25 protein-coding genes and 1 pseudogene are annotated in these 26689 nt (G+C 66.9%); 10 read left to right on the forward strand and 16 right to left on the reverse strand.

Features of this window, described 5'->3' with window-relative positions:
- Positions 1–234 (forward strand): annotated as a pseudogene (locus FNL14_RS23495) (peptidase); the annotation flags it as partial.
- Between the two features lie 51 nt (positions 235–285).
- On the opposite strand, the gene FNL14_RS09975 reads toward FNL14_RS23495, so the two are convergent.
- Positions 286–735, reverse strand: a complete 450-nt coding sequence (locus FNL14_RS09975; RefSeq protein WP_142059668.1) for a PaaI family thioesterase — start codon at positions 733–735, stop codon at positions 286–288.
- Between the two features lie 145 nt (positions 736–880).
- Between FNL14_RS09975 and paaZ the strand changes: the two genes are divergently transcribed.
- Both paaZ and FNL14_RS09985 read left to right on the forward strand, forming a co-directional pair.
- Positions 881–2992, forward strand: a complete 2112-nt coding sequence (paaZ, locus tag FNL14_RS09980; protein WP_142059670.1) for a phenylacetic acid degradation bifunctional protein PaaZ — start codon at positions 881–883, stop codon at positions 2990–2992.
- 183 nt (positions 2993–3175) lie between these two features.
- Entirely contained in the window at positions 3176–3583 is a 408-nt protein-coding gene (locus tag FNL14_RS09985; protein ID WP_091416870.1) for a VOC family protein, read from the forward strand.
- Positions 3584–3648: 65 nt separating this feature from the next.
- Here FNL14_RS09985 and FNL14_RS09990 read toward each other — a convergent pair whose 3' ends face one another.
- The 5 genes from FNL14_RS09990 to FNL14_RS10010 all read right to left on the reverse strand — a co-directional run bounded on the left by FNL14_RS09990 (position 3649) and on the right by FNL14_RS10010 (position 7817).
- The gene (locus FNL14_RS09990; protein WP_142059672.1) at positions 3649–3942 is read right to left on the reverse strand and encodes a hypothetical protein; all 294 of its coding nucleotides are present in this window, start codon (positions 3940–3942) and stop codon (positions 3649–3651) included.
- Positions 3943–3966: 24 nt separating this feature from the next.
- On the reverse strand, positions 3967–5106 hold the full coding sequence (locus FNL14_RS09995; protein WP_142059674.1) for a S1C family serine protease: 1140 nt from the start codon (positions 5104–5106) through the stop codon (positions 3967–3969).
- A 207-nt stretch (positions 5107–5313) separates the two neighbouring features.
- Complete coding sequence (locus FNL14_RS10000) at positions 5314–5934, reverse strand: TetR/AcrR family transcriptional regulator (protein WP_142059676.1); 621 nt, start codon at positions 5932–5934, stop codon at positions 5314–5316.
- Between the two features lie 60 nt (positions 5935–5994).
- Positions 5995–7347, reverse strand: coding sequence for a phenylacetate--CoA ligase PaaK (gene paaK / locus FNL14_RS10005; protein WP_091416858.1), 1353 nt, complete (start codon positions 7345–7347; stop codon positions 5995–5997).
- An 8-nt stretch (positions 7348–7355) separates the two neighbouring features.
- Positions 7356–7817, reverse strand: a complete 462-nt coding sequence (locus tag FNL14_RS10010) for a hotdog fold thioesterase (RefSeq protein ID WP_142059678.1) — start codon at positions 7815–7817, stop codon at positions 7356–7358.
- Between the two features lie 304 nt (positions 7818–8121).
- On the opposite strand from FNL14_RS10010, the gene pta reads away from it, so the two are divergent.
- The 3 genes from pta to FNL14_RS10025 all read left to right on the forward strand — a co-directional run bounded on the left by pta (position 8122) and on the right by FNL14_RS10025 (position 11192).
- The gene (gene pta, locus FNL14_RS10015) at positions 8122–10200 is read left to right on the forward strand and encodes a phosphate acetyltransferase (protein WP_142059680.1); all 2079 of its coding nucleotides are present in this window, start codon (positions 8122–8124) and stop codon (positions 10198–10200) included.
- Between the two features lie 183 nt (positions 10201–10383).
- On the forward strand, positions 10384–10764 hold the full coding sequence (locus tag FNL14_RS10020) for a cupredoxin domain-containing protein (RefSeq protein WP_142059682.1): 381 nt from the start codon (positions 10384–10386) through the stop codon (positions 10762–10764).
- On the forward strand, positions 10761–11192 hold the full coding sequence (locus FNL14_RS10025; RefSeq protein ID WP_255470775.1) for a hypothetical protein: 432 nt from the start codon (positions 10761–10763) through the stop codon (positions 11190–11192). The genes FNL14_RS10020 and FNL14_RS10025 overlap by 4 nt, the downstream gene beginning before the upstream one ends.
- Positions 11193–11278: 86 nt before the next feature.
- On the opposite strand, the gene FNL14_RS10030 is transcribed toward FNL14_RS10025, so the two are convergent.
- Complete coding sequence (locus FNL14_RS10030) at positions 11279–11566, reverse strand: hypothetical protein (protein WP_091416851.1); 288 nt, start codon at positions 11564–11566, stop codon at positions 11279–11281.
- A gap of 136 nt (positions 11567–11702) precedes the next feature.
- Here FNL14_RS10030 and FNL14_RS10035 point away from each other — a divergent pair, with 136 nt between their 5' ends.
- A complete protein-coding gene (locus FNL14_RS10035) occupies positions 11703–12863 on the forward strand; it encodes an acetate kinase (RefSeq protein ID WP_142059684.1) in 1161 nt (386 codons plus the stop codon).
- Here the strand turns inward: FNL14_RS10035 and FNL14_RS10040 are convergent.
- On the reverse strand, positions 12857–13972 hold the full coding sequence (locus FNL14_RS10040; RefSeq protein WP_181762592.1) for a TRAP transporter substrate-binding protein: 1116 nt from the start codon (positions 13970–13972) through the stop codon (positions 12857–12859). The genes FNL14_RS10035 and FNL14_RS10040 overlap by 7 nt on opposite strands.
- Positions 13973–14235: 263 nt before the next feature.
- On the opposite strand from FNL14_RS10040, the gene FNL14_RS10045 reads away from it, so the two are divergent.
- Positions 14236–14877, forward strand: a complete 642-nt coding sequence (locus FNL14_RS10045) for a GNAT family N-acetyltransferase (RefSeq protein WP_142059688.1) — start codon at positions 14236–14238, stop codon at positions 14875–14877.
- Here the strand turns inward: FNL14_RS10045 and FNL14_RS10050 are convergent.
- Genes FNL14_RS10050 through FNL14_RS10065 form a run of 4 tightly spaced genes read right to left on the reverse strand, consistent with a single transcriptional unit; the run spans position 14861 to position 19500 of the window.
- Positions 14861–16057: an NAD(P)/FAD-dependent oxidoreductase gene (locus FNL14_RS10050; RefSeq protein ID WP_142059690.1), complete on the reverse strand. Its 1197-nt coding sequence runs from the start codon at positions 16055–16057 to the stop codon at positions 14861–14863. The two genes, FNL14_RS10045 and FNL14_RS10050, sit on opposite strands and share 17 nt — an antisense overlap.
- 3 nt (positions 16058–16060) lie before the next feature.
- Entirely contained in the window at positions 16061–16267 is a 207-nt protein-coding gene (locus FNL14_RS10055) for a DUF2945 domain-containing protein (RefSeq protein ID WP_142059692.1), read from the reverse strand.
- A gap of 8 nt (positions 16268–16275) precedes the next feature.
- Positions 16276–18729 carry a M50 family metallopeptidase gene (locus FNL14_RS10060; RefSeq protein WP_142059694.1) on the reverse strand — a complete coding sequence of 818 codons (2454 nt, stop codon included), beginning with the start codon at positions 18727–18729 and terminating at the stop codon, positions 16276–16278.
- Between the two features lie 6 nt (positions 18730–18735).
- The gene (locus tag FNL14_RS10065; RefSeq protein WP_181762595.1) at positions 18736–19500 is read right to left on the reverse strand and encodes a peptidoglycan-binding protein; all 765 of its coding nucleotides are present in this window, start codon (positions 19498–19500) and stop codon (positions 18736–18738) included.
- A 290-nt stretch (positions 19501–19790) separates the two neighbouring features.
- Between FNL14_RS10065 and FNL14_RS10070 the strand changes: the two genes are divergently transcribed.
- Positions 19791–20243, forward strand: coding sequence for an SRPBCC family protein (locus FNL14_RS10070; protein ID WP_181762593.1), 453 nt, complete (start codon positions 19791–19793; stop codon positions 20241–20243).
- Between the two features lie 71 nt (positions 20244–20314).
- Here the strand turns inward: FNL14_RS10070 and FNL14_RS10075 are convergent, their stop codons facing one another.
- Positions 20315–22549 (reverse strand): S9 family peptidase, encoded by a 2235-nt coding sequence (locus tag FNL14_RS10075; RefSeq protein ID WP_142059696.1) that lies wholly within the window; start codon positions 22547–22549, stop codon positions 20315–20317.
- 635 nt (positions 22550–23184) lie between these two features.
- On the opposite strand from FNL14_RS10075, the gene FNL14_RS10085 reads away from it, so the two are divergent.
- Positions 23185–23607, forward strand: a complete 423-nt coding sequence (locus FNL14_RS10085) for an Hsp20/alpha crystallin family protein (protein WP_142059698.1) — start codon at positions 23185–23187, stop codon at positions 23605–23607.
- A 248-nt stretch (positions 23608–23855) separates the two neighbouring features.
- Here FNL14_RS10085 and FNL14_RS10090 read toward each other — a convergent pair whose 3' ends face one another.
- From FNL14_RS10090 to FNL14_RS10100, 3 genes are all read right to left on the reverse strand, one after another.
- Positions 23856–24833 (reverse strand): NAD(P)H-hydrate dehydratase, encoded by a 978-nt coding sequence (locus FNL14_RS10090; RefSeq protein ID WP_181762594.1) that lies wholly within the window; start codon positions 24831–24833, stop codon positions 23856–23858.
- Positions 24811–25587, reverse strand: a complete 777-nt coding sequence (locus FNL14_RS10095) for a histidine phosphatase family protein (protein WP_142059700.1) — start codon at positions 25585–25587, stop codon at positions 24811–24813. Before FNL14_RS10095 ends, FNL14_RS10090 begins: the two co-directional genes overlap by 23 nt.
- Positions 25588–25832: 245 nt before the next feature.
- The coding region (locus FNL14_RS10100) for an LCP family protein (protein ID WP_142059702.1) at positions 25833–26689 on the reverse strand (857 nt) is incomplete at its 5' end.

The following is a 26689-nucleotide window of genomic DNA, read 5'->3' on the forward strand; positions in this document are numbered from 1 at the left end:
CCGCCGGTACCGCCGGCTCCGGCGCAAGACCCGCCCGCCGCCGTCGTACTCCCGCCCGCCAGCAACCCGGCGGACTTAGCCAATACCTCGGGAGGAATGGGGAACGCCGGCGATCTCGCCTTCACCGGAGCCAATGCGCTGGTCCCGGCCGCAGGGGCAGCGGCGGCGGCGATCGCGGTTGGGGGCGTGCTGATGGTGCTGGTCCGTCGCCGGAAGCAACGCACCCGGGGATGAGTCATCAGATATCGTCGCCAAAGCGGCCGAATGGCGACGATATCTGATAGGTCAATGGGTTTTGTGGCGCCTCATCAGCAGGTTCGTGATGCGCAGGGTACAGAGCCGCTGGCCGGCCTCGTTGGTGATGACCACCTCGTGCGTGGTCAGGGTGCCGCCCAGGTGAATGGGGGTGGCGGTGATGGTCACCTGCCCCTCGCGCGCGGAACGGTGGTGGGTGGCGGAAACGTCCACGCCCACCGCCGTCTTGCCCATGGTGCTGGCATGGATCACGGCCGCCCAGGACCCCACGGCCTCACCCACGGCAAGGGACGCGCCGCCATGCAGAAGCCCGAAGGACTGCCTGTTTCCCTCTACAGGCATGGTGGCCACCACCCGCTCCACCGACTCTTGCAGGATCTTCACGCCCATCTTCTCGTCGAGTTCGCCGAGGGTAATCTTCCACAGCTCGTGCGCGTCCGGCTGGCTCTCTGCGGCTTCCTTCGGTGATGGGGCGCTCATACGTTCTCCTTTAGGGTGGCCATTTCAGTCCCGGCCTTCTAGTCTGCAGCACGGGACGTCATGTATGGTGAATATATTACCGAACGGACGGTCAGTAATCATTGCCCGCCGCAGTAAGCCCCCTTGTTGGAAGGACCCGTCAACGATGACCACCACCGCCACAGCTCCCCAGGCCACGGTCGACACCGTGGAGACAGTGCCCAGCTTCATCATGGACGGGTGGTGGACGCCCGACGACGCCTCCGCCGGTTCCGCTGTCCCCGTCCGTGACGCCAGCACCGGGGAAATCCTGGCGAAGGTGAGCACCGAAGGGCTGGACCTGGGCGCCGTGGTTGAGTACGGCCGCACCACCGGCCAGGCGGAACTCGGCCGGCTGACCTTCCACCAGCGCGCCCTCAAGCTCAAGGAGCTGGCGCAGTACCTGAACGCCCGGCGCGACCATTTCTATACCTTCTCGGCCCAGACCGGCGCCACCAAGGTCGACTCCATGATCGACATCGACGGCGGCATCGGCGTCCTCTTCACCTTCGGCTCCAAGGGCCGGCGTGAGCTGCCCAACTCGCAGGTGGTGGTGGATGGGCCCATGGAGGTGCTGTCCAAGGACGGCTCCTTCGCCGGCGAGCACATCTACACCCGCATCCCGGGTGTGGCCGTCCAGATCAACGCCTTCAACTTCCCCGTCTGGGGCATGCTGGAGAAGTTCGCGCCCGCCTTCATCGCCGGCGTCCCCACCATCGTCAAGCCCGCCACCCCCACAGGGTACGTGGCAGCAGCCGTAGTCAAGGCGATCGTCGAATCCAACATCCTGCCCAAGGGTTCGCTGCAGCTGATTTCCGGCTCGGTCCGCGGGTTGCTGGACGTCCTGGACTACCGCGACCTGGTCGCCTTCACCGGCTCCGCGTCCACCGCCCTGTCCTTGAAGTCCCACCCGAATGTGGTTCAAGGCGGCGTCCGCTTCACCTCCGAAACCGACTCGCTGAACGCCGCCATCCTCGGCCCCGACGCCGTGGAGGGCACCCCGGAATTCGACGCCTTCGTCAAGTCCGTGGTCACCGAAATGACGGCCAAGGCCGGGCAGAAGTGCACCGCCATCCGCCGCGCCATCGTGCCCCAGGAGCTGGTACCCGCTGTGTCAGCGGCGATCGGCAAGCGCATCACCGAACGGGTTGTCCTCGGCGACCCCCGCGCTGACGGCGTCACCATGGGTGCGCTCGCCTCCGTGGAGCAGCTCAAGGACGTGCGTGCGGCCGTGCAGTCCATGCTCGACGCCGGCGGTGAGCTCGCGTACGGAACCCTCGATTCGCCGTCGGTCACCGCTGCCGACGGGTCCACCGGGGTAGGTGACGGCGGCGCGTTTATGGCGCCCGTCCTGCTGAACTGGAACAACCCCGAGGCGGAGGAAGTGCACTCGCTGGAGGCATTCGGCCCGGTTTCGTCGGTGATCGGCTACAAGGACATTCCCGACGCCGTCCGCCTCGCCGCCCGCGGCAGCGGCTCCCTGGTGGCCTCGGTCTGCACCAACGATCCTGCTGTGGCCCGCGAACTCGTTACCGGAATCGCCGCCCACCACGGCCGCGTCCTGATGCTCAACCGCGAGGACGCCCGTTCGTCAACGGGCCACGGTTCGCCTGTGCCGCACCTGGTCCACGGCGGCCCCGGCCGCGCCGGCGGTGGTGAGGAACTGGGCGGCATCCGCTCGGTGATGCACCACATGCAGCGCACCGCCATCCAGGGCTCACCCAACATGCTCACGGCCGTTACGGGCGTGTGGCACACAGGTGCGGACCGCAACTTCACGGTTGAAACTGAAGGAACGCACCCGTTCCGGAAGTCCCTGGAGACACTGCGGATTGGCGACGCCGTCCGCTCCGACCTGCGCCAGGTCACCCTTGAGGACATCAGCGCCTTCGCCAACTCCACCGGCGATACGTTCTACGCCCACACCAACCATGAAGCCGCGGAAGCCAACCCGTTCTTCCCGGGCATTGTGGCCCACGGCTACCTCCTGCTGGCCTGGGGCGCCGGACTGTTCGTGGAGCCCGCGCCGGGCCCGGTCCTGGCCAACTATGGCCTGGAAAACCTGCGTTTCATCACGCCGGTGGCCGCGGGCGACTCCATCCGCGTGACCCTCACTGCCAAGAAGATCACCCCGCGCGAAACGGACGAGTACGGCGAGGTGGCCTGGGATGCAGTCCTCACCAACCAGAACGACGAGATCGTGGCCACCTACGACGTCCTCACCCTGGTCGAAAAGTAACCCACCTGGGACGCTCTCTCACTTAACGCGCGCTTTTCCCCGTCGCTCTCTCACTCTCCTAAAGGAAGTGAGAGACGGTTGGCGGTTGGGGCACATTAAGTGAGAGAGCGTCCCAAGCAGGGGGCAACGGGCGGGCTTTTCGGGCGCCTCGGGCGTAAAATTCTCCCCGTAGGAGGTGGCTAGATGAGCCTTAGATTGAACACTGTCACAACCGTCCTGCCAGTCGATGATCCACAGCGCGCCCGCCGGTTTTACACGGAAAAACTCGGACTCCCGCACCGTGGCATGACAGACGACGGAAGCGAACTCCTCGGCACCAACGGCGGCCCGATGCTGCAGCTGATGCCCGTCTCGGATGGCAAACATTCCGATCACACTGCGCTGAGCTTTGAGGTCACGGACATCGAACGCACGGTCCGCGACATGGAAGCCAGGGGAGTGCAGTTCCAGGATTACGACCTGCCGGACCTTCGAACCGAAAACCACATCTGCACCACGAACTCGGAGAAGTGCGCCTGGTTTATGGACACCGAGCGCAACATCCTCTGTGTCCACGAGTCGCTCGGAGTACAGGCCGAATACGAACTTTAAAGATCCACTGAAAGCGGCAGGCGCGTCCCCTTAACCGGGACGCGCCTGCCGTCGTTATGCATGTGTCAGGATTCGGCGCCGCTGTGCAGGCCGTCGTCGCTGCTGTCGTCCGACGGCGCTGCCCCGGTCTGGTCTGACAGGTCCATGTTGCCGCGGGCCTCGTCCATGGTGGGGCCGCCGGAGGGAACGCTGTAGGTATCCGGGCGGATGCCGTTGGCCTGTTCTTCGATCAGTGCTTGCTCCTCACTGAATCGGATGGCGTTGGCCTCGTCCGCGGCGTCGCCGGGAACGTCCTCGCGGACTTTTGACGGGTCCGGGACGATGAATCCTGCATCCGGTTCTTCCTTGGGGTGGCTCATGGTGCTACCTTCCTCTCGGTTGTACTACTGGGTGGGCCGGTCAATCAGGTCTGCTTTGAGGTCCAGGCTCTGGTCTCTACGCTTGACCTTGAAACTTACGGTGTCGCCGGGGTTGCGGTTGCGCAGTTCCGCCAGGAGCTTCTCAGGGGCATTCAGCTCCACCCCCTCCATGGACTCCAGGACGTCACCGGGGCGGATTCCTGCCCGTCCCGCCGGGCCGTCCTCGTCCACGGCCAGAACCACGACGCCGCCGCTCGCCTCGATGCCCAGCTGGTCCGCGATTTGCGGCGTCAGTTCGCCCGGAGTCAGGCCGAGGTAGGCGTGTTCGGCTGTGCCGTCGGCCAGCAGTTCTTCGGCCACCTGCACGGCGGTGGCTGCCGGGATGGCGAAGCCCAGGGAGACGGCTCCGGCGGACGGCGGGATGTATGCCTCGCTGATGCCGATAATTTCGCCGCGCATGTTGATCACAGCACCACCGGAGTTGCCAGGGCTGATGGGGGCGTCCGTCTGGATCAGGTCCACCAGGGACAGGCTGTTGGAGGCTGAACCCGGAATGGACCTGTGCAGGCCCGAGATGATCCCGGCCGTCGCTGTGTTCTCGAAGCCCAGCGGGGAACCGAGTACCAGGGCGCCTTCGCCTACCTTGGGCAGCGTGCTCTGGTAGGTGGGCTTGGGCAAGCCCTTGCGGTCCGCCTGCACCAGCGCAAGGTCGGTGACGGCGTCGGTGGCCCTCACTGTGCCCTCCACCCGCTGGCCATCCGCGAACCCGACCTCCACCTTGGTGTTGCCCCCGACCACATGCTCATTGGTGAGGATGAGTCCGTCCTCCGAGTACACCACGCCGCTGCCAAGGCCGCCTTCGGTGAAGATGGTCACCACCGAGGGGGCCAGGTTCTCCACCAGTTCGGGGAGGCCGCCGGAAGCATCAGGAGCCGGCGCCGGGCCGCCGGGGGAGGCGCTGGCTGAACCGCTGGTACCAGGGGAGGTCCCGGCCGACGGCGAGGTGCTGGCACCCGACGTACTGGCCCCGGAGGTTTCGGTGGGCGCAGGGGGAGCCTGGGATGTGCAGCCGGTCAGGGTCAGGGAGGCTGCCAGCACCACGCCTCCGGCAACCGTGCCAAAGCGCGCGGAACGGCGTAATCCCTGGCTGGTGCTGATGCTCATGGACTGACCTCCTGCGGATGCTGGCTGTCCTACCACCGTAGCCGGGCAACAGCAGAAATACCAAGCACACTTAGTATCCGGATGGGCAGGGAGCCCGGGCGCGGAACAGCGGGGCGGTCGGAACGGGAGCAGCCAGCCCAACTGAGTAGCGCTAAGTGTCGTTATGAACCGTCAAAACGACACTTAGCGCTACTCAGTTGGGGGAGGCTAGGGCTGGGAGTGGAGGCCGTCGAAGGCCATGGTGATGACGTCGTCGGCAAGCCGTTTGGGGGAGAGGGAGCCGCCCGGCTTGTACCATTCCACGATTGAGTTGATCATGCCGAAAAGGAGCCGGGTGACGGTCCGGGGGTCGATGTCTTGGCGGAGCGAGCCTTCATCCCGTGCTGCGGAGATCAGTCCGGCCACCTTGTGGTCGAACGTACGGCGCCGTTCCAGGGCGTCGCGTTCAATCTCGGTGTTTCCGCGCAGGCGCAGGAGCAGGGTGACGAACGGCAGCCGGTCCACCAGTACGGCCACGGTCTGCCTCAGCACAAACTCGAGCCGGGCATCTGCTGCGCCGGAGGTGGCCTGCGGCTCCTCCAGGATGGCCTCGAGCCCGCCCAGGGCATGGTCCAGGGCGAGCTTGAGCAGGTCGCCCTTGGACGGCACGTGGTGGTAGATCGCCGACTTCGAGATGCCCAGGTTGTCGGCCAGGATGCCCATGGACGTCGCGTCATATCCATGGCGGTTGAAGACATCCACGGCGATGCGCAGCACCGATTGCTGGTCGTATCCAGGGCGGCCGCGCTTGGTGCCGGCGGTGCTGGCTGTGTCAGTGGTGCTGGGCATAGTGGCTAGTTTCTCATGAACGGTCGGTCGGTCAGTGCAGGCGGGTAGGACGCGGCCTGACTATCCCTTCGGCCGCAGGTCGTAGATCCGGCGCAGCTTGCCGTTGGACCGCTCGAGCGAGCCCGGCTCCACAACATCCACAGTGCACGAAGAACCCACGTGGATCTTGATCTGCTCCTTCAACGTGCGTGCCGCCGTCGTGCTCTGCTCGGCGGTGACGGCGTCCCGCCGTTCAATCCGGACGGTGAGCTGGTCCATCCGCTGGCCCTCGGGCCGGGTGAGTTCGAGCTGGAAGTGCGGGCTGAGCTCGGGGATCCGGAGCGCGATTTCCTCGATCTGGGACGGGAAGAGGTTCACGCCGCGCAGGATGATCATGTCGTCGCTGCGGCCGGTGATGCGGCCCATCCGCCGGTGAGCAGGGCGGGCGGTGCCGGGCAGGAGCCGGGTGAGGTCCTTGGTGCGGTAGCGGATGATCGGCAGGGCTTCCTTGGTGAGCGAGGTGAAGACGAGTTCGCCGTGTTCGCCGTCGCGCAGGACGTTTTCCTTGCCAACCACGGGGTTGAAGGCATCGATGATTTCGGGGCGGAAGTGGTCCTCCCAGATGTGGCTGCCGTCCTGGGTTTCCACGGCTTCGCCGGCGACCCCGGGGCCCATCACTTCGGAAAGGCCGTAGATGTCGCAGGCCTTGATGTTCATGGTGACTTCAAGCTCGTGCCGCATCTCCTGCGTCCACGGCTCGGCGCCCAGGACCGCGAACTTCAGCGAGGTGGAGGTGGGGTCGATTCCCATGTGGGCCATGGCGTCGGCGATGGTGAGCAGGTAGGTGGGGGTGGCCAGGATGGCGTCCGGCTTGAAGTCCTGGATCAGCTGGATCTGGCGTTCGGTCTGGCCGCCGGACATCGGGATGACGGTGCAGCCCAGCGCTTCGGCACCGGCGTGGGCGCCGAGACCGCCGGTGAACAGGCCGTAGCCGTAGGCGTTGTGGACCTTCATGCCGGGGCGGATGCCGGAGGCGCGGAAGCTGCGCGCCACCAGTTTGGCCCAGTCCGCCAGGTCCTGCTTGGTGTAGCCGACCACGGTGGGCCGGCCCGTGGTGCCCGAGCTGGCGTGGATGCGGGCTACTTCGCTCTGTGGAACCGCGAACATGCCGAAGGGGTATTCGGCACGGAGATCGTCCTTGGTGGTGAACGGAAAGTTGCCCAGGTCGCTGAGTTCGCGCAGGTCGCTGGGGTGGACGCCGGCGTCGTCGAACTTGCGCTTGTACAGGGGAACGCGGTCGTAGGCGTAGGCCACTGTGTGCTGCAGGCGGCTGAGCTGGAGGGCCTCAAGCTCGTCGCGGGACATGGTTTCCTCGCGGTCCAGCGTGGCATCTGTTGCGGTGGCGGCCGGAGTTTCGGGGGCGTGGAGGGTCATTGGTTTTCCTACTTCTTGGGGATGGTCCGGCTGCGGCCGCGGAACTCTGCGATGAGCTCACCCGGCTTTTCGGGATCGGGTTCGGCGCCGGGGTCGGCAGCAAAGATCTGGATGTCGTACAGCCCGCTGCGGCCGGCGCTGGAGCGGCGGTCGGCGACGGCGGTGACCACCTGGCCGCGGTAGGCGGACTTGAGGAAGTTGATGTCCACGCCGGAGGCCACGGTGATGTTGTTTTCCTCCCCGGGCGCCGGGACGGCCGGGTTGCACGCGAGCGCAAACGCCGTATCCCCGAAGGCGAAGATCATTCCGCCGTGGGCCATGCCGAAGCCGTTGAGCATTTCCTGGCGGAGGGTCATCCGGATAGTGGCGTGCCCGTCGCTCAGCGCGAGGACCTCGATGCCCATCCACTCGGAGGCGTAGTCGTTCTCCAGGATCTGGTGATGGGGCCCGGAAAGGGTTGTTTCAGCCATGCGTCATTGCCTCCAGCTTTATTTACCGAATGTTCATTAGGTAATCCCATGAGGGGGTCTGGTGTCAAGGGCAGGCGGTGCGCTCCAGCCCGGTTACTCCCGCGTGAGGGGCCTCCCAGGCCGGGACACGCCGTCGTCTGCGGCGCGCCGGGGAAGCGCCCGAAAAGCAACCGGGCGGGAATGCACGACGGCGGCGGACTACGGTGCCCCATCACCACCTCCCGGCGGGGCAAACGCTGCCGCGAGTCCCTGTGCAGATGCAAGGATGGAGTACCGGCAGCACCACACCAGCAAAGGGCGGACCATGGCCACAAGCATCTACGTCAGCGCAACCACGCCCGGATCAGGCAAGTCCCTCGTGGCACTGGGCCTGGCGGACACCCTGCACCGCCACGCGGACAGGATCGGCTTCTTCAAACCGGTGGTCCACGGCCCTGATCCGGCGGACGATCCCATGGTGGCCCTGATGAAGTCGCGGTTCGAGCTGGAGGATGAGCGGTGCCGCGGCGGCCTCACGCACGAGGAGGTCCGGTCCCTGCTGGCCGAAGGCAAGCGCGAGGAGATCGACTCCCGGTGCGTGGAAATCTTCGCCGAGATGTCCCGCCACTGCGATGTGGTGATCATTGAGGGGACCGACCTCACTGGCCAGGATGCCGCCGTCGAATTCGACCTGAATGCCCGCCTGGCCAACAACCTCGCCGCCCCCGTGGTAGCGGTGGTGGGCGCGAAGGGCCGCACCGTAGCGGAGGCCGCGGCCGCCGTCGAGGTTGCCCGCAAGGAGCTCGCCGCGGAGAAGTGCGCGCTGCTGGCCATCATGGTGAACCGCGCCGACCCGGACGACGTCGAGGCTATCGCTGCCGCCGTGAAACCCGGCGCTTCCAAGCGGCCCGTCTATGTCCTGCCGGAGCTGGAGGAGATCGCCCGGCCCACCACCGGCGAGGTGGCGGCCGCCCTGGGGGTGCGGCAGATCGCCGGCCGGGCAGACATGGAACGTGACGTCCGAGACATCAAGGTGGCCGCCATGAACGTGGGCAACTTCCTGAACGTCCTGGACGAGGGCGCCCTGGTGATCGTGCCGGGGGACCGGGCTGACGTGATGGTGGCGTGCCTGGCGTCGTCCTTCTCACCGGAGTTCCCGGTGGCGTCGGCACTGATCCTCACCGGCGGCCTGGCACCGGACGCCAACATCTACCCCTTGCTGGCGCAGGCCCCGTTCCCGGTGTTCGCCGCCACCGATGACACGTACACCACCGCCCGCCGTGTCTCCGAGGTCCGCAGCGAAATCTGGTCCGGGCACCGCCGCAAGGTCGCTTCTGCCCTGGGACTGTGGTCCCGCACTGTGGATGAGGCGGAGCTGGTGGAACGGCTGCACCTCCCGCGTGCCGAACGCATGACCCCGCTGCGCTTCCTGCACGACCTCATCGAGCGGGCCCGGGCCCAGCGCCGGCACGTGGTCCTGCCCGAGGGGACGGATGTGCGGATCCTGCGCGCAGCCGAAATCCTGCACCGGCGCGACGTCTGCGACCTCACGGTGCTTGGCCCGGAATCGGACGTCCGGGAGCTCGCGGCAGCGCGCGGCATCGACCTGTCCGGGATCAACATCGTGGACCCGGCCACCTCGGACCTCCGGCAGAAGTTCGCCGAAAAGTACTCCGAGCTGCGGGCACACAAGGGCGTGGACCTGCCCAAAGCCCTGGAAATCATGCAGGACGTCAGCTACTTCGGCACCATGATGGTCCAGCTCGGCGTGGTGGACGGCATGGTGTCCGGGGCAGCCCACACCACCGCGCACACCATCCGGCCGGCGCTGGAGTTCGTGAAGACCCGGGAGGGCGTGAAGATCGTGTCCTCGGTGTTCCTGATGCTGATGCCGGACCGCGTGCTGGTATACGGCGACTGCGCGGTGAACCCGGACCCCAACGTGGAGCAGCTGGCGGACATCGCGCTCGCCTCCGCCGAGACCGCCGCCCAATTCGGGGTGGAGCCGCGGGTGGCCATGCTGTCCTACTCGACGGGCGGTTCGGGTTCCGGCGAGGCTGTGGACGAGGTGCGGCAGGCCACCGAACTGGTGCGCATGCGCCGCCCGGACCTCGCGGTCGAAGGCCCCATCCAGTACGACGCCGCCGTGGACGCCTCCATCGCCGAGTCCAAAATGCCCGGCTCCACAGTTGCCGGGCAGGCCAGCGTGTTCATCTTCCCGGACCTGAACACCGGCAACAACACGTACAAGGCGGTGCAGCAGAGCTCGGGGGCGGTGGCCGTCGGGCCGGTCCTGCAGGGGCTGCGGAAGCCTGTCAACGACCTCTCGCGCGGCTGCACAGTGGAGGACATCGTCAACACGGTGGCCATCACGGCCATCCAGGCGCAGGCGCCCGCTTCCTAGCAACGTGGGCCCACGCCCGCGGGGTTCCCGGGCCGGGCCTGCGAGGTCAAGGTGCGTGTGGGGAGGCTCCCTGGACTGCCCCCAATTTCCGCACGCACGGGCCAATTCCTGGCAGGCAGGCGCACAATAAGAGGACGGCAGGGGGCTCCCTGCGGTGGTTTCCGGCAGCGAGGACGGTGCGGGATGAAAAGGCTTGGACGCAGGGCCGCGGTACTACTGATGGCCGCGCTGCTGGTGGGCGGCTGCGCCCCAAGCGGCGGAAGCGGAAACAGTACGGCGCCGCCGGGAGGAACCAGCACCGCTGCCGCCTCGGCAGCGGCCACGATCACCATCAAGGACTTCAACTTTGGCGGGCCGATTACGGTGGCGCCCGGCGCGGTCGTGGCGGTCATCAACATGGATTCCGCCCCGCATACCGTCACCGCTGAAAAGGACAAGGCCTTCGACGTCGACGTCCGCGGAAGCGGTGCGACAGGCACCTTCACGGCCCCCTCGACCCCCGGCACTTATTCATACTTCTGCGTCTACCACCCCAACATGAAAGGAACGCTGACGGTCAAATGAACATGGCCATGAGGGTGCTGACAGCCTTGGCGCTGTTCGTCGACGCCGGGGTGCATATCCTGCTGGCCCCCGGCTACCAGGCTGCCAACCCCGGCGGCATCGGGCAGGGCAACCTGTTCCTGCTCGAATCAGCCGCGGCGGTGCTGGTGGCTGTTTACGTCCTCATCCGGGGCAGCAAGGTTGCCTACGCCATGGCGCTGGCTGTTTTGCTGAGCGCCTTCGCGGCCGTGATGCTCTACCGGTACTTCGACATCCCGGCCTTTGGTCCGTTCCCTGCCATGTACGAACCCGTGTGGTTCTTCGAAAAGACGCTCAGCGCCGTGGCCGAAGGACTGGGAGCCGTGTTGGCCGCCATTGGCCTTCTCCGCGCTCCCTCCAGGCGGCGGGTGCATGGAGCGCCGGGGCCTGCGCGCGGACGTCCCGCCTGAGGTCCGGGAAGCACCTGAGGTCCGCTTAGGGCAAGCAACGGGCGACGCCGGCACCCGGGCGGGTGCCGGCGTCGCCCTTTGCTTGCCTAGCTGTTGTCCGGCTTGGCCAGGCTCTCGCTGTCCTCTTCCTTCGCGGGTTCATCGGAGAGACCCTGTGGCGTGAGGTCGAGGCCCTCGGTGTTCTCCGGCGCTTCCGGAGCATCGCCCGTCTCAGCTGCTTTGAGGCCGCCGGTATCGTCCAGGGCCGGGTTGGCGCCCTCCACGCCGGTGGGATCCTTGGTTCCGGAGCCCCCTTGTGCGTTCAGCGGCGCGGTGCTGCTGGATCCTGTGTTGGTGGGGTCGTTCCCGTCGATCTGGGTGGGCTCGTTCGTCATAGAAATGTCCTCTCGCCGTGGTCCAGCCTGTCCGCCGACTCTAGGCACAGGCCGCGCCCATCCGCAAGGAAACCGCGCGGTCAGGGCCCGCATATAGTGGGGTTGAACTGCAGAAGCCAGGCTCAGGAGGCCCCGCATGCTCGTGCTCGTCATCAACTCCGGCTCGTCCTCCCTCAAGTACCAGGTGCGTGACGTCGCCGCCGGGAGCGTCCTCACCGAGGGGCTGATCGAAAAGATCGGCATGGGCAACGGCGGCGACGGTGACGGCGAAATCGAGGGCCCGCGGGATCACGCCGAGGCGCTGGAACAGGTGGACGCCGCCATCCACCAGGAGCTGGGCGACCTGGAGCTGGCCGCCGTCGGGCACCGGGTGGTGCACGGCGGTGAGCGGTTCGCCGAGCCGGTCCTGATCGACAACGAGATCACCCGCGCCATCGAGCGGCTCAACCCGCTGGCGCCGCTGCACAACCCTGCCAACGTGCTGGGCATCCGTGCCATCACCAAGAAGTGGCCCAAGATGCCGCAGGTGGCCGTGTTTGATACCGCCTTCCACCGCACCCTCCCGGAGCATGCGTGGCGCTACGCCGTCCCGGACGAGCTGTACACCAACCACGGCATCCGCCGCTACGGCTTCCACGGGACATCCCATGAGTACGTCACCCGCCGCGCCGCTGCGCTGCTGGACCTCCCGGTCAACGAGTTCGACGGCGTCATCGCCCACCTGGGCAACGGCGCCTCCGTCACCGCCATCCGCGGCGGCCGCTCCGTGGACACCTCCATGGGCTTCACCCCGCTGGAGGGCCTGGTCATGGGAACCCGCTCGGGCGATCTGGACCCGTCCATCCTGGTGTTCCTCGGCCGGGCAGGCTGGAGCCCCGAGGACATCGACACCATGCTCAACCGGGAATCGGGGCTGAAAGGCCTGGCCGGCAACAACGACATGCGCTCGGTGGTGGAGGCGGCCGAGGCCGGCGACGGGAAGGCGGCCACCGCGCTCGCCGTCACGTCCTACCGGCTCGCCAAGTACATCGGCGGCTACCACGTGGCTGTCGGCGGGGCCAAGGCCCTGGTGTTCACCGCGGGAATCGGCGAGAACTCGCACCAGTTCCGGGCGCTCGTGGCGGAGAAGCTGGGGGCCCTGGGTGTGGAGCTCGACGCCGGCCTGAACGCCGAGCGGTCCAAGGAACCACGCGTGATTTCCACGCCGCAGTCCGGCCTCCCCGTCCTGGTGGTGCCCACTGACGAGGAACGGGCCATCGCGGAGGCGACGGCCGCCGTCGTCAGCAGCGGTCAGTAAGTGTCGTAGTCGCAGGGCTCGACGGCGGAGTCGGGCGGAGTCCTCACGGCGAGTTCGCGGAGCTTAGCGATCAGGTTCCGGGTGCCGGCATCCTGCTCGAGGGTTTTGTACAGCGGGGCTGCGGCGTCGTGGAAGGCGGCCAGTTGCTCTTCGGTTGCCAGCACCACCTTGCCGCCGTCCTGGCAATACCGCCGCGCTTCCATCGAGAGCGGTGAGGCCAGCGAGGAAGCCCATTCCCGGGTGTCGTCTGCCGCGTCCTGGAGAATCTGCTGCTCCTCGGCGCTGAGCGCAGCTCGGGCTTGGTTATTGATCACCATCGTGTTGATCTTCGAATGGACCACCAGGTTACCCGTGGCGATTGCGTGCCCGGTCTTGTTCAGTGCTCCTGGCAAATTGGAAGCATAAGCCAACGAGGATTCGGCACCTCCCACGGTTCCGGCGTCTACACCTCCACCGAATTCCTGCTCGGCCAGGTCCTCGGGCACTGCTCCCAAGGCAGCCAAGACAGCGAAATTGGTATCGGACAGTGGTGCCCTGATTACCTTCCCCTTGATGTCTTCCGGCGTGAGGATGGGCGTGGTGAAGGAGAACAGCACCCGCGGGCCGTCCGGGAACATGGCCAGGCCGGTGAGGCCCACGTCCTTCAGGCCGGCCAGCATGCCCTGCGCGTACTCGGGTTTGACCACTTCCTTGATAACGGCGCTGGAGGTCACCAGGAAGGGCGCAGAGAGTGCCCTGAAGGACAGCACGCCCTCGGTGTCCCAGGTGCGGGCCGGGATGACAGCCATTTCCAGGTCTCCGGTCATCACCCTGTGTGCCACTAGTTGGTCCCAGGCCCTCACCTCGCCGCCGCCGGCCCTAAAGACCGGCTCAATCAACAGACTCCCGCCGGAACGTTCCCTGACCTGCCGGGCAAACTCCTCGATCTGGCCGCGGGTTGGGACATTTCCGTCATCCTGCGTGCCGATGCGCAGGACCTTCACGTCGGCCGGAGCTGTTGTGGCCGCCTGGGTTGGGCCCTCCGAGTTGTCCTCGTAGGTGCACGCCGCCAAGGGCAGCACCATGCCAAGCACGAGAAAGGCTGCCCAGGGAAACGTCGGCTTCAACATGGCACAACCTTCGGAGAGAAGGGACAGCGAAAAGCGCAGGCGCCAGCAGCCCGTACGCGAACCATACGCCGGGAAGGTGACTGGAGCAACGGCAAGCGAACCGCCAGGAGCCGCCGGCCGCCGTCGGCTCCTCATTGCTCCCCGCCGGCACCCTCGCATCGCTAGCTCGGCCTGGGAACCCGCCCGGCGTGGGCCCTAGCCCTTTTAGACCTCCACAACGACGTTTTTGGAGCAATCGCCGGGCCATGGGTTAGCCTCGGTCCATGCAGCAGATAACCCTGCCGATCCGTACGGAGCGGCTCATCCTGCGCCGCTTTGAGGGCCGGGACCTGGACGACTTCCACGCCTACCATTCGCTGCCGGAAACCGCCCGGTTCCTGCCTGGCCCGGCCAAGACGTACACCGAGTCCATGGAGCGGGTGGGCCGGTACGCCAACTTCGTCTTCGAGAAGGAGGGGGACTGGGTGGCCCTGGCCATCGAGGCCTGCGGTGAACCCGGGCTTCAGGGCGAGGTGGTGCTCAAGTGGCTGCCCGGGAATGGCCAGGGTGAAGTGGGCTGGAGCCTCGCACCGGGCGCCAGGGGCAAGGGCTACGCCACGGAAGCTGCGGAGGCAGTGCTTCGGCTCGGTTTCGAGGAGCTGGGCATGCACCGGATCGAGGCGCGGCTGGACGAACTCAACACGGCATCCGCAGAGCTCTGCCGGCGGTTAGGCATGCGGCAGGAGGCGCGGCACGTGGACAAGTGGCACTACAAAGGCGGGTGGGCCACCGAGCTGGTCTACGCGGTCCTGGCGGACGAGTGGCGCGTGACCCGGGCGCTCCCCAACCGCGCCCGAACCTCGCAAGCTCGGCCAGGGAACCCTGCGGTCGTGGGCCCCGGGCGGGCGCCTAGGCCCGCCCCTTGAGAATCATGTTCCAGTACACCTGCGGGAAAATGTCCCGGTCCACCACCCAGGACAACCTGCTCTCGTTCCAGGTGGGGACCCGGGGCACGGTGGGCATGGGCCGGTAGCGGTCGTCGAACTCGGCGAACACCACGGTGTTCCGGGAGACCGTGAATGGGCACACCGAGTAGCCGTTGTATTTGGCCGGCAGCGGTTTGCCTTTCCGGGCGGCCACCAGGTTCTTGGCCAGCACCTTGGTTTGTTTCCGCAGGGCGCCGCCGGACTTGGAGTTGGTGGTCCCGGCAGCATCGCCCAGGGACCAGACGTTCGGAAACCGGATGTGCCGCAGGGTTTGCCGGTCCACCTCCACAAAACCGCCGGCGTCTCCGGCAGAGGGCAGGTCCGTTGCCTTGAGCCAGTCCGGCGCTGACTGCGGCGGGACACCGTTGATGACGTCGTAGTGCAGGTTCTCCTCCGCGCCGGACCCGGTGTTGCGGATGGTGGCCACCTGGCCCGCCGCGTCCACGGACACCAGTTCGCTGTTGGTCCACAGCTCGATGCCGTATTCGGCGATCTTGCGGTCCAGCTCCCGGTCCACCTCCGGCACCCCGAACACCGTGGGATAGGGCTGGACCATCACCACCCGGATCCGGTCCAGCACGCCCCGCGCCTTCCAGTAGTCGCAGGCCAGGTACATGGGCTTCTGCGCCGCGCCGCCGCACTTGATGGGGCCGGCAGGCATGGTGAAAAGGGCGGTGCCGGATTCCAGCCCGCTCAGCAGGGTCCAGGCCTTGGGAGCCAGCTCGAACTCGTAGTGCGAGGCGCCGTGTGGTGAATGGACGGCTTCGGCGAGGCCGGGCACTGCTTCCCAGTCATACTGCAGGCCAGGGCACACCACCAGCTGCCCGTAGGCCACGGTGGCACCGGACTGAAGGGTCACGGTGTTCGAGTCCGTGTCCACGCCGGCAGCGGCGTCCCGGATCCAGGTGACGCCCTCCGGAATCAGCTGTTCCTGGGGCCGGACGGCTTCCTTGGCCGAGGCCCTGCCCCCGGCGATATGCGAGAACAGAGGCTGGTACAGATGGTGGTCCCGGGGTTCGACGACGGCCACGTCCTTGACGCCGTATCGCTCCAGCCGGGCGGCGAGGGAGATGCCCGCGTTGCCACCGCCGATGATGACCACTTCGTGCTGCGCGGCCATCAGCTACTTCTTTTCCGTCAGCGCCGAGGCTTTGTGGACCGCGTGTGCTCCGGTTTTCGCGGACTCGACGACGTACTGGGGCTCGTCCTTGCTGGCACGGTGGGTATGGCCGTCCAGCTCAAAGTCGCTGGTCTTCTTCTCGACGATCCTGCCGTGCGTCTTGCCCTGCGGCGTATTCCATTCCACGGAGGTTCCCTTGCTCAAAGACATCTGCTCTCCTAGCTGGGGTTTGGGGTCGGCTGGGGTTCCACGGCGGGGGCCGTGCCCCCAGTATCCGCCGTTGGGACCGGCGTCTCAACGGGCATGTACGACGGCGGTGCGCCACCAGGGGCGGGCTCCGTCACCGGTGCGGCGGGAGCGGCCGTCCCTGCCGGCGCGGGTGCCTGGGTCCCCGTGCCTGAACCGGGAGCGGACTGCCCCGGTGCGGGAAGTCCGGGTTCGGCCGGAGTGGTGGCCCTCGGCGTCCCGCCCGGCGCACCCGTGGACGGGGATATTCCGGACGATGGGCTTTTCGTGGCGCCGGGATCGGCCTTGATAATGGCAGTGATCTGCTCCTTGTAGGCGGCGAGCCGGCCCTGGATCTCCGAGAGCGGCACGTTCCGGATGTTCCGGCCGTACTCCGCGATCTCGGTCCACAGGGCTTGCAGTGAGGCCATCCCTTGATCCGTCAGCGGGCCGTCCAGGGTGAGGACCAGCTGGCTGGCGAGGGCGTACGTGAGGCATTCGAAGCAGTTGTAGTTTGCTGCCGCGGACAGGTTCTCGGGCACGATGACGTCCGTCTGCCCCACCACGAGGACCACCTGGAATCCCACTGCAACGGCCGCGCAGCCGGTGCAGCTGGCAAAGGCGTAGGCCTCATTCCGGGTGTCCACGGGTTCGCCGTCCTCAGCCCATACCAGCGCGAAAGCAACACTGTAGGTGACGGAACCATCGCTGGTGTTCACCGCCAGCGCCTGGTTGCCGCCCTCCCGGGGAGCCGCGGGCCGGTCGAACGGGAACACCCACGACGGTGCGGCTGAGCCATGGGATCCGGCCGGGGAAACAGCCGGCGACCCAGCAGATGAACCAGCAGCGGAACCCTGAAGGGGAACCAGCACCATGGCCAGCTGCGGGTTCTCCCGGGTTGGCGTCGCGGCTCCTTCAGGCCAGAGCGCAACGGTCCTGCCGCTGGCGCCCTCACGAAGGGCCGTGCCCGCTGTGGGCAGGACGGAGGCGGTGGCATCAGCCAGCGTGCCGCGTTCGTAGGGCTGGACCGGACGGTACGTCCCGCCGTCGGGCCACCATGCCCACGCCAGCCCGGCCAGCAGTGCCGCCACAGCACACATCGCAGCGGTGCGCTGCACAAACTTGCCGCGCGTCTTCTGCCAGAGCCCGGTGACCAGCTGCCGCAGGAGCCGGAACAGGATGTAGAGCATGCCTACCGTGGGCAGGGCAACGGCGGCGATCGCCAGGGTGCGCACGGCAGCGCCGGCAAGGTCGCCGTCGGAAAGGCTCTGGCTGAGCATTGCCTGCTGTTTGGCGGCGCTGGCCCAGGCGGTGGCGAGCAGCCGCGGGAGCGAGACCACCATCATGGCCAGGCTGAAGATCAGCAGTGGCACGGTAACCAGGACCCACAGCGTCACCACCGCACGCGCCCAGGGCTTGAGGACCTTGTTTTCCGGGCGGCCCCACCGCCAGGGGAGCAGGCCGAGCAGGACCGGCTTGATGCGCTGGAAGAGGTCCGGGACCCCGGTGGCGTCCGCCAGGATGTGGTAGCCGTCAAACCGGACCAGCGGCAGCAGCTGCCGGACCATCTGCAGGATCTGCGTGACCACCACCAGCAGCAGCGCGTCGAAACCTGTGGCCCACCACAGCGCCATGATGGCCACCGCAACGATGGCATTGAAATACAGCCCGCCCAGGTCTGTGCGGAGCCTGCCGCCGCGGCCCAGCCGGTAGGAATCGGTGACGTCCGTGAAGAACGCCGGCCAGATGAGGTAAAGACCCGTCCCCATGGCGCCGGGCGTGGCGCCGCCCTTGCGCGCGGCGGCTGCGTGGCCGAACTCGTGGAAGCCGGCGGACAGGATGGTGACGGCAAGGATCAGCAGGAGCAGGACAGGGTTGTCGAACGCCTCGTGGGTCGCCGAGCCCAGCCCCTTCACCATCAGCACCCACCAGCACGAGGCCAGGAACGCCGCCGTCACCGCCACCACGATCAGCGGGTGGAAGAGGACAGCGAAGGGTGCGGTGATCCTGCGGGTGCGTTCCGGGTCCGTCACTGTGTAACGGAAACGCATGCCGAGCAGGGGGTCCGCCTTGCGCACCTCGGGTTGTGACCCGTCTGCCAGCCGGAGCAGGCCCAGCGGCAGCAGCTGGGAGTCCATCAACGTGCGCACGTTGTCCGCGCTGATGAGCCTCCCCGATGCCGCACTCGCGTGCTCCGCGATGTCCTCCACGGTCCGGCTGCCGTCCACTGCCTCCAGCACCGCGAACAGCAGCGGCGTCAGCTGGAGGGTCTGGCCATCCCCGCGGCGGACCAGCGAAGGGGGTTGCCGGTAGCCGGATCCCTGGGACTGTCCGATCAGCTGGACGCCATCGGCCCGGGCAGGGACCGGCAGCTGGTGCCCGGCCAGGGGCGCAGCAGACGACGGCGGGCCGGCCTGGGGGCGCGGCCCACCGCTGGTGTGGGTCATCTGTGGTTACTGTTCGAGGTTGGACTGCTGGTCAGCAGAGGCGTTCGCTGCGCCCTCGATGTGCTGGGTGATCAGTGCGTCCTGGTCCGCCACGGCGTAGGCCTGGCTGCCGATCGATCCAATGTTGGCAGCGACGGCTGCGTCGATCGGTGCGGCCACGTTGGCGTTGGCTGCCACGGCTCCATTGATGGGCGCGGCGATGTCCGCGTCGGCCGCAAGGTCCACGTTGACGTTGAGCAGGTCCCCGTCGAGCGCCGCCGCGGGATCCACCGGCACAGCGCCAACATCGGGCAGGGCGTCGCCCACGCCGCCGGGGACGAGTCCGTCCGTACCCGTTCCACCGGGGAGGAGGCTCCCGCCGTCGGCCGCTGTACCGGTGCCATCCGTGCCGGTGGCATCCGTGCCGGTGGCCGTGCCCGCGGTACCTGTGGTGCCGTCGTCGATAGTGTCGTTGCCCTGGTCGATGACGCTGTCCTGTGTGGACTCGGCGTTGGCGTCGGCCACGATGCCCTGATCGATCATGACGCCCTGGTCGGCCAGCGCCTGCGCCTCCGAGCCGAAGGAGAGGATGTTGGCCGAGGCGGCCGCGTCGATGGGGGCCGCCACGTTGGCGTTGGCCGCGACGGCAAGGTCGATGGGCGCTGCCGCGTCGATACCCAGATCCAGGTCCGCGTTCAGGTCAAGGACAGAGGCAACTTCCTTGTCCGGCAAAGCCGTGGCCTGCTCTGCGATCAGTTCGTCGTCGGTCAAGGGACGCATTTCCTGTTCCATGCTCACTCAAAACCTCCACATCGGCGCCGGTTAACCTGCCCCCAGCGGGCAGCCGGCGCCAGACAATAGTAAGCATGATTACCTTCTTTTGGTACCGGGCAGCGGGCGGCCAGGGTTATGTTGCTGCTGGTCACAGGGGTTTACAGGCGCCGGCAGGCCTCCGGGCTGGTGACGGCCGGCCCATGCGGAAGGCATTGACAGGGCCAGGCGGCGGGTCCAATCTGGCGCTGTGCCTGCCATTGTGCCGGCAGAGCCGTGCCGGCATCAGGTGCCTTTCAAAGGAGACTGCAGTGCCTGTTGTAGAAGAAAGTGTTGTCATCGCCCGCCCGCCGCAGGAGGTTTTTGACTTCCTGTCCAGGTTCGAAAACATCGCCGTCTATGATTCCTCGGTCACCTCGTCCGGGCAGGTGGGGGAGGGCCCTGTTGGGCTCGGTTCCCGCGGACGCGGAACCAGCAAAGTGATGGGGCAGCAGTTCGACTGGGTTGTGGAGGTCATCGAGTTCGATCCGCCCCGGCGCATGGTGTCCCGTTCGGTCGAGGGCAAGCTGGACTTCACCGTGACGTTCGAACTCGAACCGGCCGACGGCGGTACGCGCGTCACCCAGAGGATCGACGCCGCATCCGGCCTGGGCGGGGTCTTTGGCAAACTGGCCGACGCGCTCGTGGCCCGGGCGCAGGGGAGAACGGTCCGGGCCAACCTCGAAACCTTGGCGGAGTGGCTGGCGGAGCACCCGCAGGGCTAAGGCCACTGCGGTGCGTGGGGCAAAAGGCGGGCGTACGGCGGCGGGACGCGCCCGCCGTCGTACGCTTGCGCCTACTTCAGCCCGGCACCGGGGAGCAGCTCCGTGGCCCCAAGGGAATCGGCAATAAAGGCGTAGTCCCAGGCCCGTTCGCGCCACTGGACGTAGCGGCCGGACGCGCCGCCATGGCCGCCGTCCATCTCGATCTTCATCACGATCGGCTGGCTCCCGGTGGTCTTGTTCCGCAGCTCCTGCACCCACTTGGCGGGCTCCACATAGAGGACCCGGGTGTCATTGAAAGATGTCACGGCGGCGATCTTCGGGTATGCCGTCCGGTGCACGTTCTCGTAGGGGGCGTAGGACTTCATGTAGCCGTAGACCTCGGGGTCCGTGATGGGGTTGCCCCATTCCTCCCATTCAAGGGCGGAGAGCGGCAGGTCCGGGTCCAGGATGCTGGTCAGCGGGTCAACGAACGGCACCTGCGCCACAATCGCCGCGTACTTTTCCGGAGCCATGTTGGCCACCGCTCCCATGAGCAGGCCGCCGGCGGAGCCGCCCAACGCCGCAATGCGGGACGGGTCCACCCAGCCGGAAGCGGCCAGCCAGTCGGTGGCGTCAATGAAGTCGGTGAAGGTGTTCTTTTTGGTGAACTTCTTGCCGTCCTCGTACCAGTGCCGGCCCAGTTCACCGCCGCCGCGGATATGCGCGATCACGAACACCACACCGCGGTCAAGCAGGGACAGGCGCGCAATGCCGAAGCCGGGATCCATGCTCAGCTCATAGGAGCCGTAGCCGTACACCAGCCCGGCCGCCGTCGAATCCTGTTTGACGGCCTTGTGCCGCAACACCGAGAGCGGGATGCGGGTGCCGTCCGCCGCCGTCGCCCATTCGCGCGTGGCCACGTAGTCGCGGCCGTCGTAGCCGCCCAGCACGGGGCTTTCCTTCCGCAGCAGCAGCTCGCCGGCGGGCTTTTCCGGGGTGGGCAGCACGAAGTCGTAAACGCGCGACGGCGTGAAGTAGGACGTGTAGCCCAGCCGGATCACCGGGGCTTCATAGTCCGATCCGCCCACTCCCGCCGTGTACAGCTCTTCGTCGAACGCAGGCTCCACCGGCGGCTCCTGTGCGGCGGTGCCCAGGCCGGCCAGGCCGATCACCTGGACGCGCTCGATGGTGTCCTTGCGGATGGACACCACGAGGTGGGTGGAGGTGACGCCCGCGCCGTTGACGCGGACGTCGTCGGAATGTTCGACGACTGTGGCCCACTGCTGTTCGGCCAGCGGCTTCCCCAGCTCGGCCGGGTCCGCGAGGGAGACCATGGAGTTAACGGCACTGCGGTTGTGGGTCAGCAGGATCTTTTCCGTTTTTTCACCGTCCGGCCCGGGCAGCAGGAACGGTTCGGCTTCGTACAGGACCCGCTCGTTGCGGGAAATCACGGTGGTGAGTTCCTGGGCGGGGTCGTCGAAGCGGAGCAAGCGGGTCTCGCTGTACTCTGAGCAGCCGATGCCAAGCACCAGGTAGCGACGGTCCGCGGAGAGCTCGAAGCCCAGCCACATGGCGGCGTCGTCCTCCTGGTAGATCACTGCGTCTTCCTCAACCGGCGTGCCCAGGGTGTGCGCCTTGACCTGGTAGGGGCGCCAGGACGCGTCCACCACGGTGTAGAAGATGCGGGTGCCGTCAGGGGAGAAGGAGACGCCGTAGAAGATGTTCTCGATGACGTCCGGCAGGAGTTCGCCGGTGCGAAGGTCCTTGATGCGCAGGGTGAAGCGTTCGTCGCCGCTGTTGTCCACGGCATAGGCGTACAGGGTTCCGTCCACCGTCACAGCGGTGCCGCCCACGGAGAAGAAGGGCTTGCCCTCCGCTTCGACGTTGCCGTCCAGCAGGACTTCCTCGCCAGGGATGTCCACGCCGGGCTCCACCCGGGGCGGCGTCCAGTCCTGTACGGGATTGCCGGTGTCTTCCGCCTTGACCCGGCATTGGATGCCGTACTCCTTGCCTTCCACCGATCGGCTGAAGTACCACCAGCCGTCCTTGCGGTGCGGGACCGACAGGTCCGTCTCCTGCGTGCGGCCCTTGATCTCCTGGAAGATGGCCTCGCGCAGCGGCTCCTGGTGCGCGGTGACCGCTTCCTGGTAGGCGTTCTCCGCCTTCAGGTGCTCCACGACCTCGGCGGATTCCTTGTCCCGCAGCCACTCGTAGTTGTCCACAAAGGTGTCCCCGTGGTGCTTGCGTTCGGTGGGAACCTTCTTGGCAGCCGGGGGAGCGGGCGTGGCGGTGGTGCTGGCGGAATCCTGCAGCGGAGTCTGGGTCATGGTTTCAATATATAGACCCGCCCCGACAATGAACCGGCCGTTCGCTACCGGACGATAACGCCCCATCACCTCCCGCAGAAATCCAGGCGATGCCCTATCACTTTTGGTCCCAAGCGGCCGTCTTGGGGACCAAAAGTGATAGGGCGTCGGGGAAACGGTGGCCTAGTGGGGTTCCGGCCGCAGGCGTATCCTGTTCACGCTAAGGCACATCCGCCCAGCGTGAGAGGGGAAGCATATGACCATCCCGCCAGTGCACGAGCCCGAACCGTTCCCGCCGGAACCAGGCCCGGACCAGCCTGATCCCACCCAGCCCGGCCATCCCGGCCCACAGCCGCCCAATCCTTTCCCGACGCCGGAACCTCCCGGGCCGCTGCCCGTGCCGGATCCCGGGCCCACGCCGCTGCGCCCGGATCCCACTCGTAGCTGACCAGCCAAAACACCTGAGAGACGGGGCCTTCTGCACAGAGCGGGAGGCCCCTTCGCCGCGCCTGGACGGACCTCGCAAAAACGAGAAAATTCTTCCCAAAACCGCTTGCAGACCTACTGGACCAGTGGTAAAAAATCTATATCAGCCACTACAGATCGGCTGATACCCCAAACCAATTGTTGGACCGTCTCTTACGAGGAGGGAAGCCATGTTGATGCGAACCGATCCGTTCCGCGAGCTGGACAGGCTGGCCCAGCAGGTCCTCGGCACGGCAGCGCGTCCGGCAGCGATGCCGATGGACGCTTGGCGTGAGGGCCAGGAATTCGTCGTCGCCTTTGATCTGCCCGGTGTTGCAGTGGATTCGGTGAATCTGGATGTGGAGCGGAATGTCCTGACGGTGCGGGCCGAGCGTCCGGAACCGGCCGGCAAGGACACCGAGTTGATCGCCTCCGAGCGGCCGCGCGGCGTGTTCAGCCGCCAGCTGATCCTCGGGGATACCCTGGATACCGATAACGTCAAGGCAAGCTACGACGCCGGTGTCCTGACGCTGCGGATTCCTGTCGCCGAGAAGGCCAAGCCGCGCAAGATCGAAATTGAGACGAAGGGGGCAAAGCAGGAAATTGCCGCCTAGTTTCAACAGGATCGGGACGTCGGGTATTCGATAATTGCTGACTGCCTCTTGGGCGGATCGCTAGTATGCACGCCACAGCGCTTAAAGCGCATCGGCAGCCTACGCCTGAACCTCCCGATACGGTGGCCCCCGGCTTCAGCCGGGGGTCATCCCATGCCGGGGCTTCTTTTTCCTGCAACGCGGGGTCAGATCCGGCCCAATAAAACGGAAACATTGGGCCGGAAGTGATCCCGCGTTGCTTTAGTGGCTTAGGTGTTCAGCTCCAGCATCAGGGCGGGCAGTTCGTCGGCCAGTTCGCGGGCGAGGAATCCGAGGGGCCCCATCCTGCTGGCGAGCCGGTCCGCTGCGGCAGCGTGGAGATGCGTCCCCCAGCAGGCAGCCTGTGCACTGGTTGTTCCGCGTGCGCGCAGTCCCGCAATCGCCCCGGCCAGAACATCGCCGCTTCCGGATGTTCCCAGTCCGCCATAGCCCGTGGTCATCTGCCACAGCTCAGCTTCCTCGCCAGCCCCACCGTCCGACGGCCGGGCTATGAAGCCCTGGCAGCTCACCACCGCCTGGAATTTGTCCGCTATCGCCGCCACGTCAGCCGCGAGGTCATCCACCTCCCGCTCCAGCAGGACCGCCGCCTCCTTGGGATTCGGTGTGAGGATCAGCCGCCCCTTCCACGGTTCCAGCTGGTCGGCCAGTTTCAGCAGGCCGCCCAAGGCAAAGGCGTCAAGGACGACGGCGGGACCTCCGTCCGCGGTCTTCCCACCAGAGCCTGAATCACCTGAGCCGGAGCCGCCCCGGTCGGAGCCGCCGGTTCCGGTCTCCCGCTCCAGCAGGCCCCGCAAAAGCTCCTCGGCAAGATCCGGGTCGTCGAGGCCCGGGCCCACCAGGATGGCGTCGGCACGGTCGAGGTAGGTGGAGATCCGGTCCAGCCCTTCCCCTGTCAGCGACCCCTCAGCAGTTTCGGGAAGGCCTATCGCTCCGCATTCGGGCAGCGCCACAGCCACCTGCACGGCCACCGACTCTGCAACGGCGAGGCTCAGCTTCCCCGCGCCGGCCCGGAGTGCAGCAGTACCGGCCAGCAGTGCCGCACCCGGTGTGGCCCGCGCTCCGCCGATCACCAGGACGGAACCGCGTGAATACTTGTCCTCGCCCGGTGCCGGCAGCGGCCACTCGCGCAGAAGCGACGGCGTCACCAGGGTAGGGGAGTTGGCCTCACTTCGGGTGGACACTGACATCTCCGGCGTGCTCGGTGACCTTGACACCCTGCTCCGTCAGGTGGTCCGCCACGTTGAAGCTCTCCAACGTCCAGGGCCCTTCGCCGGACGGACGCACATACCGGGTGAGGGAGGCATTGAGGACCGAGGTGCTGGCCGCCAGATCCAGGATTTCCTCCTCGTTCATTCCCTCCAGGACGTACCGGAAGAGCAGTATCACGGCGTCGTGGCAGACCAGCATGACCCGGTGCCCGGTGCTGAGGTTGTTCAGCTCGTCCAGGACGGAGCGCAGCCGCAGGGCAACGTCGGCCCAGGACTCCCCGCCCGGCGGCCGGTAGTACAGCTTGCCCAGCCACTCCCGGCGTTCGGCCTCCTCCGGGAAACGCTTCTCCACCCCCAGCCGCGTCAGCCGGTCCAGGATGCCCAGTTCCCGGTCCCGCAACCGCTCATCGGTGCTGACCTTCACCGGCCAGCCGGCGGCTTCCACCGCGATCTCGGCGGTCTGCCGCGCCCGGGCGTAAGGGGAGGAGACCACCGCATCGGGCCGGCTGTCCTCGGCGATCCGGGCCAGCGCCGCGCCCAGGGCTTTGGCCTGCTCCTGGCCGGTCCCGGACAGGTTCACGTCCGCGTCCCGGGCCGGCACCTCGATAACCTCGGCCCCGGCCAGCCGCGCGTCCGTGGCTGCCACGTTTCCTTCGCTCTCACCGTGGCGGACCAGGAGCAGCTCCACCGCCCCGGCCTCCTGCACGGCCTCCGTCAGTCCGTCCTCTTTCACAAGAAATCACTCCGTCCGCCTGGCTTGCCGAATGCAGGAACACTACCAGCGGAGTACCCATGGGCCACCGAACCTAAACCCGGCTGCGGAACGGCAGGAGTGTTCGCCAGCGCAACGCGGGGTCAGATAACGCCCGATATTCGCGGATTATTGGGCCGGAAGTGACCCCGTGTTGCTTGTCGCCAGGGGCAGTCGGTGCGCACTGGACCCGGCGATCAGCTCGCCGGCCGGAAGCCGGTCAGCTCCTATTCCACGGCGAACTCGGCGATCCTGCCCTCCCGCAGCGCCGCGCCCACCGCGTTGATGCCGCCGTAATCGGGAAACAGCACTGACTGGGCCCCCACGAATCCGGCCCCGGCCGTGGGCAAAGTCATGGTGCGGATCGCATTGGCGTCAAGGTCGCGCAGGCTGTAGGCAAGGATTGCAGCCTGCACCGGGTCAAAGCCTTTGTTCACCGTCAGGCAGCAGGACGCGAAGTCCACCAGCCCCCGTACCGCCGTCACATCGTTCAGGGCGCCATTGGCAGTGAGGCGGGCGAGGATGGCGCGGAGGAGGGTCCGCTGGTTGCGCACCCGCTGGAAATCGCCGTCGGCAAACGCGTAGCGCTCGCGGGAAAACTCCAGAGCTGCCTGACCGTCCAGATGGTTCACACCTGGGGTGAAGACGTGCCCCGTGTCATGGGTGGACTGGAACGGGACTGGTACGTCCACGTCGATTCCGCCCAGCCCGTCAACGAGGATCTTGAAGCCGCCGAAGTCCACCATGAGGGTCTGGTCGATGGTGATACCCAGCAACGACTGGACCGCGGCCGTCTGCATGTCGATGCCGCCGTACTGCAGGCCGGCGTTGACCTTGGAACCGCCCAGGCCCGGGATGTCCACCCACAAGTCGCGGTTGATGGAGATCAGGTACATGCTTCGCCGGTCGGCCGGGACGTGGACCACCATCAGGACGTCGGCGCGCTGGTCCATGGGTTCACCGGTGGCCGCCGTTTGTGCTGCTGCCTCGCGGGCATTGCCGCGCATGTCACTGCCAATCACCAGCACGTTCATGGGCGCAGCCGGAAGCTCCGGAATTGGGGGTGGCGGCGGCGGGGCGGCCG

This window comes from Pseudarthrobacter sp. B4EP4b (assembly GCF_006680095.1).
Classification (GTDB): domain Bacteria; phylum Actinomycetota; class Actinomycetes; order Actinomycetales; family Micrococcaceae; genus Arthrobacter.